Below are 18,267 nucleotides of genomic sequence, written 5' to 3'. Positions count from 1 at the left end.
CTAAAATTTAAAGCATAAAAAAAGAGCGTTTTTAAAAACGCTCTTTTTTTATATCTGAACAAAAGCATTAGTATGCTCTTTTATCATTTCCTTCATAAAAATTAATGAAAGCTTGGTTTACTACTCTATGACCTCCATCTGTTGGATAGTCTCCTGTAAAATACCAATCACCTAAATTATCTGGACAAGCTTTGTGTAATCCACTTACTGGCTGAAAAATAACTTCAATATCTGCAGTAATTCCATCTGTTTTTAACATCTGAGCTATTTTAGCAGAAATCTCTTCATCTGTAAAAGGTGCATAAATTTCTTTTACAAAGTTTATCACATCTTTATCTTCACTATTTTCTTGTTGTTTACATTTTTTGTAAACTTCTTCTACTATCGAATATTGACCTGTTTCTTTTAACAATTCTAAAGCTGCTTTGAAAGCAATAAAATCATTAATTTTTGCCATATCAATTCCATAACAATCTGGATAGCGAATTTGTGGTGCTGATGATACTACTACTATTTTCTTTGGATTTAACCTGTCTAATATTTTAATTATACTTTTCTTCAAGGTAGTACCTCTTACAATACTATCGTCAATAATTACTAAATTATCTGTTGGTTTTACTACTCCATAAGTAACATCATACACATGAGCCACTAAGTCATCTCTACTACTATCATCTGTAATAAACGTTCTTAGTTTGGCATCTTTAATTGCTATTTTTTCAAAACGTGGTCTTTTAGATAATATTTCTACCACCTTTTCTTTTGACAACTTACCATTACCAGCTAATATCGCAGCTGTTTTTTGTTGATTCAAAACATCTTCCGCTGCTTCCATCATTCCAAAAAATGAGGTTTCTGCAGTATTAGGAATGTATGAAAATACGCTATTTTCTATATCACTATCAATCGATTTAAGAACCTCAGGAAATACATACTTTCCTAAATTCTTTCTTTCTTCATATATAGAAGCATCACTTCCTCGTGAAAAATAGATACGCTCAAATGAACATGCTTTTTTAACTCGCTGTTCTAAAACTGGCTTCATTGTCGTATTCCCATTCTTCTTAATAATTAATGCATGACCTCTTTCAATCTCTTTTATTGAATTGATATCTACATTAAATACAGTTTGAATCACTGGTCGTTCTGAAGCTACAACTACAACTTCATCATCTTGGTAATAAAACGCTGGTCGAATTGCTGACGGATCTCTTAACACAAATGCATCTCCATGCCCAAGTAGTCCTGCCATGGCATAACCTCCATCCCAATTTTTTGCTGATCTTTTTAAGATTCTTTGGATATCTAAATGCTCTTCTATATATGGTGAAGCATCTTTTTTATTAAATCCAGCTTCTTTTGCTTTGATATACAAATCAGAAACTTCATCTTCTAAAAAGTGACCTATCTTCTCCATTACTGTTACTGTATCAGTAAACTCCTTTGGATGCTGCCCTAAATCAATTAAATCATTTAATAATTGTCTTGAATTGGTCATATTAAAATTACCCGCAACTATTAAACTTTGATGCTTCCAGTTATTTTGACGTAAAAATGGATGTACACTTTCTATTGAGTTCTTCCCAAACGTACCATAACGAACATGCCCTAAAAACAAGTTACCTATATATGGTATATTTTCTTCTTGCCATTTAACATCATCAATCTTATCTGGGTTTTCTTCAAATACTCCGTTGATTCTTTTATTAATTTTCCCGAAGATATTTTGAATTGGTTGCGCCTTATTAGACCTAACTCTACTAATATATCTTGTACCAGGCTCTACGTTAAATTTTATACTTGCAAGCCCAGCTCCATCTTGACCACGATTATGTTGCTTTTCCATTAACAAGTACATCTTGTTTACCCCATAAAATGCAGTACCGTATTTATCTTTATAATACTGTAATGGTTTTAATAAACGAACCATTGCAATTCCGCATTCATGTTTAATAGCGTCACTCATTATATTTAAATATATTTTAGTTGTGTTGTTGTCTTGTGTGTTGTTGTTTTTTGTATAAAAAAATCCGCACCAAAAGGCGCGGATTGTATTTATGATAATTCTATATCAAACTGAGTCAGCTCTTTAAAAGACTGCAAACGTGTTTGCACCTCTTCTTTTGTTAGCTCTTCCATTCTTTGCGTTCCAAACTTCTCTACACAAAATGATGCTAAGTTCGAACCGTAAATAATTGCATTCTTCATGTTTTGGAAAGAGATATCTTCTGTTTTTGCTAAATAACCACAGAAGCCTCCTGCAAATGTATCTCCTGCTCCTGTTGGATCAAATACTTCTGCTAATGGCAATGCTGGTGCAAAGAACATTTTTCCTTCATTGAATAATAAAGCTCCATGCTCTCCTTTCTTTATTACTACATACTTAGGCCCCATTTCATGAATCTTCTTAGCTGCATTTACTAATGAATACTCTCCACTTAACTGACGTGCTTCTTCATCATTAATTGTAATTACATCTACTCTTTTTAATACAGTATGTAAATCTTCTAAAGCTATGTCCATCCAAAAGTTCATAGTATCTAATACTACTAATTTTGGTCTTTCGTTCATTTGATCTAAAACAGATGCTTGAGTTAATGGATGTAAGTTTCCTAACATTACAATTCCTGCATCTTTAAAATCTTCTGGTACTACTGGCTGAAAATGCTCTAATACATTTAACTCTGTTACTAATGTATCACGAGAGTTCATATCGTTATGGTACTTACCACTCCAAAAGAATGTTTTTCCTTCTTTTACAATCTCTACTCCATCAGTATTAATTCCTTTAGAGTTCATCATATCTATATATGATTGAGGAAAATCTCCTCCTACTACAGAAACGACTCCTGTTTTAACTCCAAATTGAGAAGCTGCTAAACCTACAAAAGTTCCAGAACCTCCTAATATTTTATCTGTTTTACCAAAAGGTGTTTCAATAGCATCAAACGCTACAGTACCTACTGCTAATAATTTACTCATTTGTTATTTTTTTACTGTAATTTTGCACTTTTATATAAAGTGGTCGTAAGACGATGCAAAAATAGTTTTAAAAAATGACTATCAAAGAAATACAAGAAGAAATTATTGACGAGTTTTCAATGTTTGAAGACTGGATGGAGCGTTATGAGTATATTATTGACCTAGGAAAATCATTACCTTTAATTGATAGTGCTTATAAATTAGATGAAAATTTGATTAAAGGGTGCCAATCTAAAGTATGGTTGCATTCTCAATTAAACAATGATATTATTGAATTTACAGCTGATAGTGATGCTATTTTAACTAAAGGTATTGTAGCGCTACTATTAAGAGTTTTTTCAAACCAAACTCCTCAAGCTATACTAGATGCTAATACTGATTTCATTGATGAAATTGGATTAAAAGAACACTTAAGCCCAACTCGTGCTAATGGTTTAGTTTCTATGGTTAAGCAAATAAAAATGTATGCAATTGCACAACAAAGTAAATTAGCGAATTAAAAATAATAAGATGACAGATACTCAATTAGAAGAATTAGGAGATAAGATAGTACGAGTATTGAAAACAATATTCGATCCTGAAATACCTGTAGACATATATGAATTAGGGTTAATTTATGACGTATTCGTTTCTGAAGAAAACGATGCTAAAATTTTAATGACCTTAACTTCACCTAACTGCCCTGTAGCCGAAAGCTTACCTGTAGAGATTGAGGAAAAAGTTAAAACTTTGAAAGAAATTAACAACTGTGAAGTTGAAATTACTTTCGACCCTACTTGGACTCAAGATATGATGAGCGATGAAGCTAAGTTAGAATTAGGAATGCTATAAAATATGGCTGAAGAAATTATAAATAGAGTTGCCAATAGCAAACTTATAACCATTGATCTTGAAGATTTTTATCCTCAAGGAAAGCGTGTTGTTTTTGATATTAAAGATTGGTTATACGAAGGCTTAATTCTTCGTGAAAAGGACTTTAGAGAACAGGTAAAAAATCATGATTGGTCACAATACCAAGACTCATATGTTGCTTTAACTTGTTCTTCTGATGCTATTATTCCTTCTTGGGCTCATTTATTACTAACAGCGCAACTATCTGAATATACCAGTAAAGTTGTTGTTGGTAATTTAGAACTGTTAGAAACTGTAATTTATCAGGAAATCATCAATTCATTAGATATTTCGGAATATGAAGACAAACCTATAATTATTAAAGGGTGTGCTAATAAACCTATTCCTCCTTCAGCTTATACTTTATTAATAGAAAAAATTCAGCCAATTGCTAAAACTCTTATGTTTGGTGAGGCTTGTTCAACTGTTCCTTTGTATAAGAAAAATAGATAACATCTTTTCATTCATTTAAAATGAAGCAGATAAAAAATTAAATCCCCAAAGAATTTAAACTCTTTGGGGATTTCTTTTAAACACTCATTAAAATTACTACTCACTCTTTATTTTTCATAGATATAAATATCATCAATAGCAGTCATACCTCCAGCGTGTTTTACAGTAATAGTATAATCTCCTGCTGGTACTTCTTTAGCTATAGTTGCATTTAATATTTCCCAAGACGATGTTGTTGTTGATTTTTTTACATCTAAAGAAATCACTTCTGCTCCTGAAGCTGATTTTAATTCAACTTTAATACTTGTTGCATCTCCCCAAGGCTCCATAACCTGACTACTAAATTGTACTCCTAGTTTATTTGCTCCAAACGTTTTTGATAACTTAAATGTCTTTGTAGCTTCTGTAGCAAAATAACCACCTATTTCTCCCATATTAATTCCCATAAAACTGGTGTCATTTCCACTATACATCAAACTATTATATGCTGGAAAATCTCCTCTTTTCCCTCTACAGTATTTATCAATCTTTTCAACTGCATTCTTAGCATTAGCAAAACCTTCTACATTTTTCTCAAATGTAAAACCGTATAAAACTTTTGAATCATCAACTTTAATTGTTACCGTATCTTCAACAGCTATATCTTTTTCATTTGTAACTACAATTTTAAATACATATTCTCCCGCTTGTAAATTAGATATTTTAGTATCTTCTTTATTACTATCAGCAATTGTCACTCCCTTTCCGCTTACTTTTGTCCAAACAATTGATTTAATTTTTTCCCCTTTCGGGTTTGTTATTGTGCTATTTAAGTCAAATGTATTCGTTGGTAAATTAATTGTTGCATCTGTTCCTGCATTTACTTTTATTTCACTAGCACTGCTAGTCGTTTTATCTGTATAGATTTTAATATTATCAAGTCCAATTCCTTTTGGAGCATGAAATACTATTAATTCATATTCACCAACTACTATTTTACTTGGAATCTTGGTAGCATATTTCGACCAAGTATATCCTTTTTCAGACGGTGTTAAGTTGATCGATTCTTTTGTTTTCTTGGAACGTAAAAAAATATTAATTGCTGGAAAAATATAACTTGTATTTACATCTTGCCCATAATAATCATAAGAAATTGACAATTCATTTACATCAAAATCTTTTTTAAAATTCAAGGTTTTTTTTGTTGAATACAAGGCAACACATGAAGCTTCTCCATCTGTATTACTCCAACCTCCTCCAGATTTTATTGCATTATTAAATAACCTTCCCATAAAATAAGTATCGTTTCCTTTAAAGTTTATTGGTGCTTTGGTTGGAAAATCTTCTTTTTTACCTCTTGCTAGATTACACTTATAAGTAGTTTCAGAAATATTTCGAATTAGTGTTTCCTTATCTGATGGTTTATTTTCTAAAACACCTACAAAACCTTCATTGTCATCTTCAAAATCGAAATCAAATAAAATAGTTGAACTTTTTGTTGGTGGTGTTGTAGGCACAACTGTAATTGTTTTTACTGAAGGAATACTTCCTACCACAGTTAAATTATCTACTCCTTGTTGTTCTATTGTAGTTTCACTACACGATGTTAAAAAAGCCGTTGTTAATGCTACTATTGATAGTATTCTTTTCATTTTTAAATATATTAAGGGTATTCTAATGCTTAATCGCATCTATTATTTGACTGTGAAACGAAACATGAATAAAAAACCCTACTTTTTATTTTGAATTCTATTTCTGAGAAACACCAATTCTTAGAAAAACCATTCACAAAACCCCATGAAGACTATTAATTATCTTTGAAGAAATATTTTACAAAAAGAATTTATTTTTTAGTAGGGTATTTTAGTAGTTAATCGTTATACGTCAAACAAAAAGTATTTTATGAAGGATGTAAATTCTGTTTGTGCTCCCGTAACCTATAAAAAGTTATACGATTCATACGCTGATGGATTATATGGTTTTATGATATATAAATGTGGGGATAGTGCAAAAGCTCAAGATTTTGTTCAAGAAGCTTTTGTTAAGCTATGGACTAACTGTTCTAAGGTTATTTTTGAAAAAGCAAAGTCCTATTTATTTACTGTTGCTAATAATTTATTTCTTGATGATTATGCACATCAAAAGGTAGTTTTAGCCCACAAAAAGCTAAATGTAAAAAGTACTACCAATGAAACTCCTGAATACTTGTTAGAAGAACAAGAATTTTTAAAAAAACTTCAAAAAGCAATTAGCGATTTGCCTGATAAACAACGTGAGGTTTTTTTAATGAATAGAATTGACAAGAAAAAATATAGAGAAATAGCCGAAGAACTAGAAATATCAGTAAAAGCTGTAGAAAAAAGAATGACTTTGGCATTAAAAACATTACGAACTCAAATAAAAGGCATATAATATGGATCCAATAGAAAAATCAGATACTTTATTAGCAAAATGGCTTTCTGGAGAAATGTCTCAAAAAGAACTAGCTGCCTTTGAAAAAACAGAAGATTTTCATTTATTTAAAAGAATTTCAGAAGAATCACAAAATTTTGAAAGACCCGTTTTAAACAAAGAAGATGTGTACTTAAAAATATTAGAGGATATTGAACGTAAAAAAGCTGCAAATAAAACAACTGTTCGACGTTTATTTCCTAAAAAAATTCTTGCTGTTGCTGCCTCTTTAGCCTTACTTATTAGTTTCTTTTATTTCAATTTTCAAAATGTAGAATCCTCAACTGGATATGGAGAACAATTGGAAATTAATTTACCAGATAATTCAACGGTAATATTAAACGCTCAATCTACTATTGCTTACAATAAAAAAGATTGGAAAACTAATAGATTATTAAAATTAGAAGGAGAAGCTTTTTTTAAGGTTCAAAAAGGCAGCACTTTTACAATTAAAACTAATGAAGGTAACATTACTGTTTTAGGTACACAATTTAACGTTTTAGAAGATACAGACTTCTTAAAAGTTGAATGTTATGAAGGTAAGGTTAAAGTAGAATCGGAAGGAGAAGTTATATTCTTAACTAAAGGTAAAACATTTACAAAATTAAAAAGTGACATAAAAACAGGTGATAAAAAAGTAACAGAAAATCCTAATTGGATAAATGGCGAAAGCAGTTTTACTAGTGTACCTTTGAAAATTGTTTTAAAATCACTTGAAAATCAATACAACATAAAATTTAAAGGAAATACAGTTAAAACAAATGATAAATTATTTACAGGTAGCTTTATTCATTCAGATTTAAATTTGGCTTTAGATGCTGTTTTCATACCTATGAATATTGACTATACCATTTCAAACAAAAACAACTTAATTGAATTGACTGAAAAATAGTTTTATATGAAGAAACTGATATGTTTCGTATTACTGAGTTTATCCTTATCTGTATTTGCTCAAAACAAAACGACTCGATTGAGACATTTAAAAGATGTTTTAATCGAGTTAAGTGATTTATACAGTGTTAAATTTTCTTTTTCAGATGAAATTGTTAACAACCAAAAGATTCCTTTTAAATCTGAAAAAGACAAAGACATAAGTTCTATCATTAAAGATTTAGAAAAATATTCTAAACTTAATTTTAAAAAAATATCTAAAAACAGATATGCTATTTCAAGACTTAAGAATAGAATAAACATTTGTGGAAATCTCTTTTCTAAACATAATAAAGAGCCTTTAATAGGCGCTACTATTACATTAAAAAATAAAAACATAGGTACTCAAACCGATATAGATGGTTATTTTGAACTAAGAAATTTACATATTACTGATACCGTTAATGTTTCTTATGTCGGATTTAAATCAAAAAAAAGAGCTGCTAGTAGTTTCTCAACAACAGGCTGCTCCTCATTATTTTTAGAAGAAGAAAATGCAGTATTAAACGAAATAGTTATTACAAATTATTTAACTAATGGCTTATCTAAAACCATTGACGGTGCGTTAGTTTTTAAACCTAAAAACCAAGATATTATTCCTGGACTAACAGAACCTGATGTTTTTTATACAGTTCAACAATTACCAGGAATAGTAAACGTTGATGAAACTGCAACTGGAATGCACATTCGCGGTGGTACTCCTGATCAGAACCTAATACTATTCAATCAAATAAAACTATTTACAGCTTCGCATTTCTTTGGAGCCATATCTGCCTTGAATCCTGAAACTATAGATAAGGTTGAAGTATACAGAGGTACTTCTAAAGCCAAATATGGTAATCATATTGGAGGTGTTATTAACGTTGAAACCGGTAACAACATCCCTTCAAAAATTAAAGGTTCTGTAGGAATGAACTTTACACATGCCGATGCAAATGTTAGTTTACCTATTTCTCCCAAATTAAGTATATCAGTTTCTGGAAGACGTTCAATTACGGATGTATTGAATACTCCCACATACAGACAATTATCTCAAAAAGCTTTTCAACATACTATTATATCTAAAGACGAGCGATTAGTACAAGAGATAGATGCTAAAGTTAATACCGATTTTTTCTTTCAAGATTTTAACACCAAGCTAATTTATAAACCTACTAATGATGATAAAATATCATTTAGTCAAATTAGCATTAAAAATTCCTTGGACCACTCATTCTTCTCTCCTGATTTTAACGATAAAAGAAGCGATGATTTATTAATTAAAAACGATGGTTATAATATCGAATGGGACAAGCAATGGAATTCAAAAATCAATAGTAAGACCACCATTAGTTATTCCGATTATAGTTTAAAGTACAGAAATAATAAACAAAAAGACAATACACTATACGCTTTTACTAGTAAAGACAACCATGTTAAAAACCTTGATATTAATACTAGTTTAGATTACAAAATAAACACAAGTTCTAAGTTTAGTCTAGGATATCAGTATGCCTACAATGATGTTCACTTTCTTTTAGGAAAGAAAAACGATCTTATTTTTGTAGAAAAATATTCAAATCAAAGTGATATAAATCAATCACATTCTTTTTTTACTGAATACTTATATAACAAAAACAAAAATATTATAGTTAGTTTAGGAGCAAGAGCCAATCATTTCTCTTTATTAAATAAAACTACTTTTGAACCTAGAGCTTATACACAGATACAAGTTTTACCTAAATTTTGGCTAAATAGTTCTTTTGAGATAAAACAACAAAACATTAGTCGAATAGTTGAATTTTATACTACCGATTTCGGTTTAGAAAACCAACTATGGGCTTTATCTAATCAAAAAGATATTCCTTTATTAGAAAGTCAACAAATTACCATTGGAGCCTTATTTAATAAGAATAATTGGTTAATTGATATAGATGTTTATAAAAGAAATATTAAAGGAATTACTTCTTTAACTAGTGGATTTGACTCTTTTACACGAGACATATTAACAGGAGAATCAAAAACACTTGGTTTAGATTTTTTGATAAAAAAGAACTGGAAAAATTACAACACTTGGTTAAGTTACCATACTGGAAAAACTACTTTTCTTATTAACGATTTTAACGAAAATAAAGAGTTTACAGGTAACTTTGATGTTACTCACTCCTTTTATTTTGCCAATAATTTTAAATACAAAGAGTATAATTTCTCATTGGGATATACTTACAGAATTGGAATTCCATTTACCTCAAATAATGGCTTAGCTAACAATTATTTTATTGAAAGGAACGGGATTAACGATAGCAGACTTCCTAATTATTCTAGATTAGATTTTTCGGCTGGTTATGATTTCCATATGAATAAAAAGAAAACCATAAAAGGTAGATTTAACATCTCATTACTAAATATTTTAAACAGGAAAAATATTCTTAAGCGAACTTATGATGTTGTTCAAGAAAACAAAAGTGGTTTTGGCGAAGGAAAATTAATAGAACAAGATACAGAATCTTTAGGCTTTACTCCTAACGTAAGTTTTAGGTTAAGTTTTTAAAAAACATAAACTTGTAATTTATTTATTTCATAAAGTATAAATATATTTGCTGATTTTTTTAATGTTAGTCTAACTAATTAATAGACAATAGTTTTAAAATATAATCGATGCAAAAATTATTTTTAATACTTTTTATAAGTGTTGCTGGTATAATGTATTCGCAACAAAAAAAAGATAGTATTCCTAAAAAATGGACTGTATTAGGTAAATCTACTTTTTTATTCAACCAATCTTCCTTTTCAAATTGGACAGCAGGAGGCAATAATACTATTGCTGGAAATGTTAGTTTAAATTATGATTTTAACTATAAAAATGGAAACTGGAACTGGGATAATAAAATTATTAGTGCCTACGGTATAAGTTACATAAGTGGTTCTGGGCTACAAAAAACCGATGATCGTTTTGAATACAACTCTTTACTTGGTTTAAAAGCTAAAAAATACTGGTTCTTTTCTTTCTTTAGTAATTTTAAAACTCAATATACAAAAGGATACAACTACAAAACTGACCCTAAAGTATTGGTCTCTGATTTTTTTGCTCCTGCTTATTGGAGTTTTGGACCAGGTATGCTTTGGAAAAAATCTGATAATGCTAGAATAAATATAGCTCCAGCAACTTCCCGTTTTACTTTTGTTTCCGATCAATTCTCAGGAAAATATGGTGTAGAAGAAAACAGAAACACTAGTTACAGTTTAGGTTTTAACTTATCAGCTTACTTTAAATATGTTATAATGAAAGATGTTACTATGGAAAATATAATATCTATATATTCTGATTATTTACAAAAACCACAAAACATTGATATTGATTATCAATTAAACCTTTTTGTAAAAATAAACAAGTATCTTTCTACTAATGTTGGGTTTCATGCTATAATAGATGATGACGCTTCAAGTAAAATTCAACTTAAGGAAGTATTTGGTTTAGGGCTAAATTATATTTTTCATAAAAAGTGACTTTTAATAAATAACTTTGTCTAAAGTAAGGGACAGTGTAATTTTTGCACTGAAAAAAGAATTTAATATAAAAACACACCAATGAAAAAACTATTAGCTATTGCTGTATTATTTGGAGCATTAACAGTTAATGCACAAGAGGAAAAAAAAGAAGAACCAAAAGAAGGTTGGAAAAAAAGTGGTAACATCTCTTTTTTATTCAATCAGTCTGCGTTTAACAACTGGTTAGCTGGAGGAACTAATAATATTTCAGGAACTCTAGGTTTAAATTATGATTTTAACTATACAAAAGGTGATTGGACTTGGGATAATAAAATAATTGCTTCGTATGGTTTAACTAAATTAAGAGGTCAGGATTTACAAAAGACAGATGATCGTTTTGAGTTAAACTCTTTAGTAGGTAAGAAAGCTTCAGGATATTGGTACTATTCAGCTTTTTTCAACTTTAAAACACAAATGTCTTCTACATTTGCAAATGGAGTTCAAACTTCACATTTTTTCTCACCTGCTTATTTCCAATTTGGACCAGGTATGTTATGGAAAAAGTCTGACAACTTAAAAGTAAACTTAGCTCCAGCTACTTCTAAATTAGTAGTAGTTAACAGCGACTTAACTGTTGCGGGACCTGCATTTGGTGTTGCTCAAGGTGAATCTACTCGTTATGAATTGGGTGCTGCTGTAAATGCTTACTATAAATTTGTTATAATGGAAAACGTTTCTGTTGAGAACATTTTAAACTTATATAGTAACTATTTAGAAGATTTTCAAAACGTAGATATTGATTATACTGTAAATGTAGTTATGAAGGTAAATAAATATTTATCTGCTAACCTTTCTATGCAAGCTATTTATGATGATAACGCTTTTAGAGGGTTCCAAACAAGAGAAGTTTTTGGTTTAGGTGTTAACTATGGTTTTTAATTAACGTCTACTAACAATAATATAAACAAACCTCAGAGGGAAACCTTTGAGGTTTCTTTTTTCCTTATTTTAGCCAAAAAAATAAAAAAATGACTTTATTAATAGTTTTCGCAACTTTATCTATTCTCTTTTCCTTTTTATGCTCTATTCTAGAAGCAGTATTATTAAGTGTAACTCCTACATTTATCAATCTAAAAAAGAAAGAAGGAAAAGCTTTTGCAACTAAATTAGAAGAAATTAAAAAAGATGTTGACAAACCCCTAATCGCTATTTTAACTCTAAATACCGTTGCACATACTGTTGGTGCTATATTAGTTGGTACACAAGCTGAAGAAGCTTTTGGAGGTGAAGGTAATGGAGTTTTTTGGGTATCTTTTGTTATGACTATTTTAATTTTAGTTGCCTCTGAAATTATTCCTAAAACCATAGGAGCTACTTACTGGAAAGGCTTAGCTAATTTTACAACAAAAGCATTGAGCTTTTTAATTATATTATTTAAATACACCGGAATCATATGGGTACTTCAACTATTCACTAAAATGTTTGGTAAAGGCGGGCATGGTGAAAGTGTTTTAAGTAGAGAAGATTTTTCTGCCATGGCTGATATTGCCGAACAAGAAGGAGTTTTTCAAGAAAGTGAAAGTAAGGTTATTAAAAATATGCTGAATTTTAAAGATGTTCAAGCTAAACATATTATGACTCCTCGTACAGTAATTGTTACTGCTGATGAAAACCAAACTATTCAATCTTTCTTTGAAGACAATAGACTTTTACGTTTTTCAAGAATCCCTGTGTACTCTGAAAACTCTGATAATATTACTGGTTATATTTTAAAAGACCAATTATTACTTGCTATGGTTGAAAATAAAGGAAATGAGCCTTTAAAATCGATTAAAAGAGACATTATCATAGCTAATAGAGAATTATCTATTCCTAACTTATTTGAAAAGCTAATAGAGCAAAGAGAACACTTAGCGCTTGTAGTTGATGAATATGGTACTGTGAGTGGTTTAGTAACTCAAGAAGATGTTATTGAAACTTTATTAGGTTATGAGATAATGGATGAAAGCGATAATGTTGCTGACTTACAAAGTTTAGCTAGAAAAAGTTGGGAACAACGTGCTAAACGTTTAGGAATTATAGAAGATAAAGAAGAATAATATTTATTTTATAAAATAAAAAAGGAGAAGCTAAATGCTTCTCCTTTTTTTATAGTATTACTTTAGCTTTTTTAATCGTTAATTGTCCAAGATAAATAATACATAGATCCTATTAAACCAGAACCTGGCGCAACTATATATTCTTTTCCTGTTAAGTTAGTTCCTCCTAATTTAAATCTTGATTTTAAAGAAGGGACACTATAGTTAATTTGAGCATCTAAAATAGTTCTTGAATCTACAATACCATCTAAGAATCTAGACTCCCAAATAAACTTATCTTGCCAACGTACATTAATGTTAAAACCTAAATTCTTTAATATACTTGGATTTCCAAACTGGAACTTAACTTTATGCTCTGGTGTATTAAACCCAGGCTTAAACTCAACATCTGTACTCTTATCGAAAGTAAATCTAGCCCAGTTATAAGCTAAACCGATATCAAATTTCTTAAAAACTTTAGTTTTTAAACCTAAACCTGCTCCATACGAAGAAACATCCGCGTTAGAATTCGTTTTAATTGAAAAACGAGTTAAATCTCTATTGTTCCAGGCATTTACTAAATCTTGATTAGGAACTCCGTTAGCATCAAAACTTCCATAGTGTGCTACAAAGGCTACTTTTTCAGTTAAAAAGTCTTCATAATCGTTATAATACCCGTTTAAATCTATTTCTAATAAGTTAGTATCAGTTAAATTAAACACTCCACGGTATCCTGCCTCAAAAGATTTTACTTTTTCTGGTTTTACTAAACCATAATTTGCTTGTACTGGTGCTCCACTTGCAACTGAAAGAGCCGAGAAAGATCTACTAATAGCGTCTCTACCTGTTAACACTGATGTTGCAGATGGTGCGTTTGCTCCTCTGTTAGTAACAGTAACAGAGTATCTATCTAAGTTTTCTCCTGCTGTTCCTAAAATATGAGTTGCTCCACTAAAGAAACCAATATACTGATCTTGTGTTGTAGGATTACGGAAACCTGTTTGGAAAGATCCTCTTAACACATGGTCCTTATTTTCTCCTAATCCATAACTTAAAGATACCCTAGGTGAAAAGTTTCCTTTAAAGTTTTCTGACTTATCATAACGTACAGAACCTGTAAACTTTAAACGATTATCTAAAAACTTTTTCTGTAACTGTGTATAAAAACCGAACTCGTCAAATGAAATTCTAGAATTTGAATCTGTAAATATATTTCCTTGAGAGTTTAATTTAAATAATCGGTAACTACCTCCTACTTGTATTTCTCCCCAGTCAATAAGGTCTCTAAAGTTATAGTTCGCATCTGCATGATAAAATGCTGATTTATCAAAAAGTTTTACTCCTGAAGCCACATCAGAAGTTACTTCACTTAATGCTGCATCATATTCTGGTGTTCCAGGCACTAATCTTCCTGTATCTGCTTGATTTCTTGCTGCTAAATGGGCTACTTGTGCATTGTTTGCTGGTACTCCAGGTATATTACCTGTAAAAGCAGCTGCATAAGTTCCAATATACTCTCGATACCACTGATCACTTGATTTCCATCTCTCATTTAAGTTAATAGCTGCAAAACGTGTATCAAAAGAATTTCCTGCATCGTTTTCAGAGTAATAACCTCTAACAAAATAGTTCTTTCCTATTAACTCTAATTTATGCTGTTGTAAAAAGAAGTCTTTTAATGAATATCTATTTACACCTTGGTATATATTATTATCTCCTCTATTGTAATTTGAACTCCATATAATTTCTAAATCTTCATTTCCAAAAGGACGATAGTGTAATGAAGCATTAAATTTTAAGCTATTTGCTTTATAATCTAATAACTCTTTCTCTTTATAACCTGTTCTACTTACATCAACACCTCCCTGAAATAAAGGTGCTAAAGCATTTATAGCTGGATTATTACTTCCTAAAACTAATCTTTCTAAATCTTGAGATACTTCATCTCCATATACGTTTACCCCATCATAATTTGGGTCAGAACCTAAATCTCCAGCTATTCTATAGCCCGACTTAACTACTCCTCCAATACCTGTAGTGTTTTGGGTATCATCTGCATGCCAATCTTCTCCTTCAAAATACGTTACATTAACCTTAGCAGCTAACTTATTAGTAAATGCATACGCCATACGAAGACCAACATCATAAAATTCATTATTTCCTGCTGCATTTTGACTTGTAATACCAGATTTAATATAAGTACTAATCCCATTATACTCAAACGGGTTCTTACTTTTAGCTAATAAGATACCATTAAATGCGTTTGCCCCATAAAGTGCTGATGCTGCTCCTGGTAATATCTCAACGCTTTCTACATCTAATTCAGAAATACCTGCTAAATTTCCTACAGAGAAATTAAAGATTGGTACTGAATTGTCTACTCCATCGATTAACTGTACAAAACGAGTATTTTCAAAAGGAGAGAAACCCCTAGTATTTACAGATTTAAATCCGATACTATTTTCGTTTACATCAACCTCTTTTAAATTAGCTAAACCATCATAAAAAGACAATGCTGTGTTCTTTTTAATATCGTTTAACCCTAAACGTTCAATTGTTACTGGCGATTCTATAATTCTTTCCGGAGCTCTTGACGCTGAAATTACAACTTCATCTAGAGATATACTCTCTTTAAGAATTATATTTAACTCTTGGTTTGCTTCTGTTACTTCAACAATTTCAGTTTTATAACCAATTGCAGAAACCTCTATTGTGAATGGAAAAGTCTCTTGTGCTGTTAAAGAAAAATTACCATCGATATCTGTACTAGTTCTTTGTTTTGATGTTTTTACATTAGCTCCCGGAAACGGCTCTAAGTATTCATCATAAACTTTACCACTTATAGTTTGTGCCATTGACACAAGACTACTTAAGGCAAAAAAAACAATAAGTAATTTTTTGTTCATAAATAAGGGTTTTTAATTGTAGTATTTAAAAATAAAAATTGGAAGAATTTTTATTTATTCTTCCAGAGAAAATGAAATAGGAAAACCATATTTTACTGAAGTCTTTTCCCCATTTTTCTTTGCAGGTATAAACCTAGGTAGTTGAGCGACTACTCTTTTAGCCTCGTCATTTAAAATCTCTCCTCCCTTTGGCCCTAAAGTTTTTACATTAGAAATATTTCCGTTTTTGTCTATTACAAAACGAATCCAAACATCTCCTTGAATTCTCTCTCTAACAGCTTTACCTGGGTAGCGGAAATATTTTTGGATATGTTTAATCATTTCCATATTGAAGCAGTTCATTCTTTCACTCTTTTTAGAGCTTCTGCATGATTCAAATAACGGTATTTTATCAACAGTACTAAATTTAGAAGCTTTTCTCAATTCTTCTGCTGATAAATTATTGGTAATGCTTGCTATGTTATTTTTAAGAGCTAATGATTCTTTTAACTCTGAAGAGCTATTAACATTTGAAACTCCTGAAGTATTTAAATGAGAAGCACTATTAATTGCAGAACGCTTTTTAATATCCTCTCTCTTTTTCAAGTACCTACTTCTGGAAGAGGATACTCTAACCGTAATTTGTCTTGATTTTTTACTTTTTTTTGATTCTTTTATAGTACACTTTGTTATACTATTTACATCAAAAGAATCCTCTGGTGTTTCACAGACTTCTTTTTGGGCTACCAAATTAATAGAAAAAGAAGCTAATATTAAAAATAATAACTTTCTCATACTTATGGGGTATTAGTATTATGGTTATTTAACAATTACAACAAACTTAAAGTCGATAAGCTTGTTTATAACTTTCACTAAGGCTGTTTTTTTAACAGTTTTTTAGGGGGAGGGGGATTGGGAATATAATTCACCTTAGCAAATGCAAATTTTATATTAAAAATTAATATTTACAATTTTTTAACACCTAAAATACTCATTTTTATGATTTTCCTACCTAAATCCTCATAATTTTTAATAAAAACTATATTTTTTTTCTGTTCAATAGCAAAATTCAAGAAATATTTAAGTTTTACTATTAAATACACATACAAAAAGCCCATCAAATTGATGGGCTTTTAATTATATTGTTAAATATTGTTACTCTAAACTGAAAACAATAGGAAATTCATACAAAACATCGATAGATTTATTTTTATGCTTCCCTGGCACAAAATCTGGTAATAAAGACACAATTCTTTCCGCTTCCTTCTTTAAAATTTTGTGAACATTTTCTCCTTCTATTTTTATGTCTTTAACCTCTCCAAAAGAATCTATAATAAAACTAACATTTAAAGTTCCTTCAATTCCTCTCTCTAATGCTTTTTCTGGATATCTAAAATTATCCGTTATATGTTTTTCCATTGCTTGATTAAAACAATCAAATGCATCTAAACTAGAATCTGAGCAATCTTTAAACATTGGAATTTCTTCAACCATGTCAAAAGAAACATTCATTTCTTTTTTCATGACCTCTTTGGCTATTAATGCATGAGACTCCAAATCGTTTTTTGCTTGGACATCATTAATATCATTTGTTTTTAAATCACCTGCTAATAATATAGCTTTACTAAGATATGTGCGTTTTTTAAAATACCTCTTACTTGAAATTATTACATCTTTCTTATTAGGATTTTTGGTTATTTTAATTTCTTTTACCTTACACTTGTTAATTTCATTTACATCAATTATTACTTCATTCTTCGTCTCACAAACTTCCTGAGAGAAAATTTGTGTTACAGTAAAGAACATCAATAATATTGTGAATACATTTTTCATTTTAATCAAATTAGATTAACGTATATAAAATCAAACCTTCTAATCAATAGAAATAATCTATTGATTTAAAATTCTTTCTAGATTTTTATAAGTTAAATGATAAAAAATTGACTAGATAGTTTTAGCTAGTTTTTAATTTGAAAAAAAAATGATCAAGTAAATGGTCAAATATTCTATTCTGGGTAAGTGTGTTATTTCTCATTTTCAGGGGGTTAAAATGGTTAAAAAAACTGATTTATAACTACTTAAAAAATATACATTTTATTTATTAAGGGAATCTAAATATAATAAAAAAGAACTTAAATAACAAAATATTC

15 protein-coding genes are annotated in these 18,267 nt (G+C 29.9%); 9 read left to right on the top strand and 6 right to left on the bottom strand.

The features are described 5' to 3' along the window. Positions 1-67: 67 nt before the first annotated feature. Both Q0958_RS15420 and Q0958_RS15415 read right to left on the bottom strand, forming a co-directional pair. A complete protein-coding gene (locus Q0958_RS15420; protein ID WP_299124624.1) occupies positions 68-1,966 on the bottom strand; it encodes an amidophosphoribosyltransferase in 1,899 nt (632 codons plus the stop codon). Between the two features lie 89 nt (positions 1,967-2,055). Then, the gene (locus Q0958_RS15415) at positions 2,056-2,982 is read right to left on the bottom strand and encodes a PfkB family carbohydrate kinase (RefSeq protein ID WP_150900177.1); all 927 of its coding nucleotides are present in this window, start codon (positions 2,980-2,982) and stop codon (positions 2,056-2,058) included. A gap of 74 nt (positions 2,983-3,056) precedes the next feature. Between Q0958_RS15415 and Q0958_RS15410 the strand changes: the two genes are divergently transcribed. From Q0958_RS15410 to Q0958_RS15400, 3 genes are read left to right on the top strand one after another with little or no spacing between them, the layout of a single operon-like run. Then, positions 3,057-3,482, top strand: coding sequence for a SufE family protein (locus Q0958_RS15410; protein ID WP_235275482.1), 426 nt, complete (start codon positions 3,057-3,059; stop codon positions 3,480-3,482). 10 nt (positions 3,483-3,492) lie between these two features. Continuing rightward, positions 3,493-3,813: a DUF59 domain-containing protein gene (locus Q0958_RS15405; protein ID WP_150900180.1), complete on the top strand. Its 321-nt coding sequence runs from the start codon at positions 3,493-3,495 to the stop codon at positions 3,811-3,813. Positions 3,814-3,816: 3 nt separating this feature from the next. Continuing rightward, positions 3,817-4,326: a DUF2480 family protein gene (locus tag Q0958_RS15400; protein WP_299124620.1), complete on the top strand. Its 510-nt coding sequence runs from the start codon at positions 3,817-3,819 to the stop codon at positions 4,324-4,326. Positions 4,327-4,433: 107 nt separating this feature from the next. On the opposite strand, the gene Q0958_RS15395 is transcribed toward Q0958_RS15400, so the two are convergent. Continuing rightward, positions 4,434-5,957 carry a hypothetical protein gene (locus tag Q0958_RS15395; RefSeq protein WP_299124618.1) on the bottom strand — a complete coding sequence of 508 codons (1,524 nt, stop codon included), beginning with the start codon at positions 5,955-5,957 and terminating at the stop codon, positions 4,434-4,436. 250 nt (positions 5,958-6,207) lie between these two features. Between Q0958_RS15395 and Q0958_RS15390 the strand changes: the two genes are divergently transcribed. The 6 genes from Q0958_RS15390 (at position 6,208) to Q0958_RS15365 (ending at position 13,253) form a co-directional block, all read left to right on the top strand. Continuing rightward, entirely contained in the window at positions 6,208-6,717 is a 510-nt protein-coding gene (locus Q0958_RS15390) for an RNA polymerase sigma-70 factor (protein WP_299124616.1), read from the top strand. A gap of 1 nt (position 6,718) precedes the next feature. After that, complete coding sequence (locus Q0958_RS15385; protein ID WP_299124614.1) at positions 6,719-7,648, top strand: FecR family protein; 930 nt, start codon at positions 6,719-6,721, stop codon at positions 7,646-7,648. A gap of 6 nt (positions 7,649-7,654) precedes the next feature. Beyond that, positions 7,655-10,216: a carboxypeptidase-like regulatory domain-containing protein gene (locus Q0958_RS15380; RefSeq protein ID WP_299124613.1), complete on the top strand. Its 2,562-nt coding sequence runs from the start codon at positions 7,655-7,657 to the stop codon at positions 10,214-10,216. Between the two features lie 107 nt (positions 10,217-10,323). Beyond that, positions 10,324-11,172 (top strand): DUF3078 domain-containing protein, encoded by an 849-nt coding sequence (locus Q0958_RS15375; protein ID WP_299124611.1) that lies wholly within the window; start codon positions 10,324-10,326, stop codon positions 11,170-11,172. An 81-nt stretch (positions 11,173-11,253) separates the two neighbouring features. Further along, entirely contained in the window at positions 11,254-12,093 is an 840-nt protein-coding gene (locus tag Q0958_RS15370; protein ID WP_299124609.1) for a DUF3078 domain-containing protein, read from the top strand. A gap of 89 nt (positions 12,094-12,182) precedes the next feature. Continuing rightward, positions 12,183-13,253, top strand: a complete 1,071-nt coding sequence (locus Q0958_RS15365) for a hemolysin family protein (protein ID WP_299124607.1) — start codon at positions 12,183-12,185, stop codon at positions 13,251-13,253. Between the two features lie 71 nt (positions 13,254-13,324). Here the strand turns inward: Q0958_RS15365 and Q0958_RS15360 are convergent, their stop codons facing one another. The 3 genes from Q0958_RS15360 to Q0958_RS15350 form a co-directional block, all read right to left on the bottom strand. Beyond that, positions 13,325-16,138, bottom strand: coding sequence for a carboxypeptidase-like regulatory domain-containing protein (locus Q0958_RS15360; RefSeq protein WP_299124605.1), 2,814 nt, complete (start codon positions 16,136-16,138; stop codon positions 13,325-13,327). Between the two features lie 54 nt (positions 16,139-16,192). Beyond that, the gene (locus Q0958_RS15355) at positions 16,193-16,912 is read right to left on the bottom strand and encodes an energy transducer TonB (RefSeq protein WP_299124603.1); all 720 of its coding nucleotides are present in this window, start codon (positions 16,910-16,912) and stop codon (positions 16,193-16,195) included. Between the two features lie 360 nt (positions 16,913-17,272). Further along, positions 17,273-17,950: an energy transducer TonB gene (locus tag Q0958_RS15350; RefSeq protein WP_299124601.1), complete on the bottom strand. Its 678-nt coding sequence runs from the start codon at positions 17,948-17,950 to the stop codon at positions 17,273-17,275. Positions 17,951-18,267: the final 317 nt, after the last annotated feature.

Source organism: uncultured Tenacibaculum sp. (assembly GCF_947499065.1).
Classification (GTDB): Bacteria; Bacteroidota; Bacteroidia; order Flavobacteriales; family Flavobacteriaceae; genus Polaribacter.
The sequence above is the reverse complement of the archived record's forward strand: the minus strand, read 5'-3'. Positions and strand labels throughout refer to the sequence as shown.

Bases quoted from the DNA above. Each gene is read 5' to 3' on its own strand.
- Q0958_RS15420 (WP_299124624.1), bottom strand. From the start codon at position 1,966: ATGAGTGACGCTATTAAACATGAATGCGGAATTGCAATGGTTCGTTTA.
- Q0958_RS15415 (WP_150900177.1), bottom strand. From the start codon at position 2,982: ATGAGTAAATTATTAGCAGTAGGTACTGTAGCGTTTGATGCTATTGAA.
- Q0958_RS15410 (WP_235275482.1), top strand. From the start codon at position 3,057: ATGACTATCAAAGAAATACAAGAAGAAATTATTGACGAGTTTTCAATG.
- Q0958_RS15405 (WP_150900180.1), top strand. From the start codon at position 3,493: ATGACAGATACTCAATTAGAAGAATTAGGAGATAAGATAGTACGAGTA.
- Q0958_RS15400 (WP_299124620.1), top strand. From the start codon at position 3,817: ATGGCTGAAGAAATTATAAATAGAGTTGCCAATAGCAAACTTATAACC.
- Q0958_RS15395 (WP_299124618.1), bottom strand. From the start codon at position 5,957: ATGAAAAGAATACTATCAATAGTAGCATTAACAACGGCTTTTTTAACA.
- Q0958_RS15390 (WP_299124616.1), top strand. From the start codon at position 6,208: ATGAAGGATGTAAATTCTGTTTGTGCTCCCGTAACCTATAAAAAGTTA.
- Q0958_RS15385 (WP_299124614.1), top strand. From the start codon at position 6,719: ATGGATCCAATAGAAAAATCAGATACTTTATTAGCAAAATGGCTTTCT.
- Q0958_RS15380 (WP_299124613.1), top strand. From the start codon at position 7,655: ATGAAGAAACTGATATGTTTCGTATTACTGAGTTTATCCTTATCTGTA.
- Q0958_RS15375 (WP_299124611.1), top strand. From the start codon at position 10,324: ATGCAAAAATTATTTTTAATACTTTTTATAAGTGTTGCTGGTATAATG.
- Q0958_RS15370 (WP_299124609.1), top strand. From the start codon at position 11,254: ATGAAAAAACTATTAGCTATTGCTGTATTATTTGGAGCATTAACAGTT.
- Q0958_RS15365 (WP_299124607.1), top strand. From the start codon at position 12,183: ATGACTTTATTAATAGTTTTCGCAACTTTATCTATTCTCTTTTCCTTT.
- Q0958_RS15360 (WP_299124605.1), bottom strand. From the start codon at position 16,138: ATGAACAAAAAATTACTTATTGTTTTTTTTGCCTTAAGTAGTCTTGTG.
- Q0958_RS15355 (WP_299124603.1), bottom strand. From the start codon at position 16,912: ATGAGAAAGTTATTATTTTTAATATTAGCTTCTTTTTCTATTAATTTG.
- Q0958_RS15350 (WP_299124601.1), bottom strand. From the start codon at position 17,950: ATGAAAAATGTATTCACAATATTATTGATGTTCTTTACTGTAACACAA.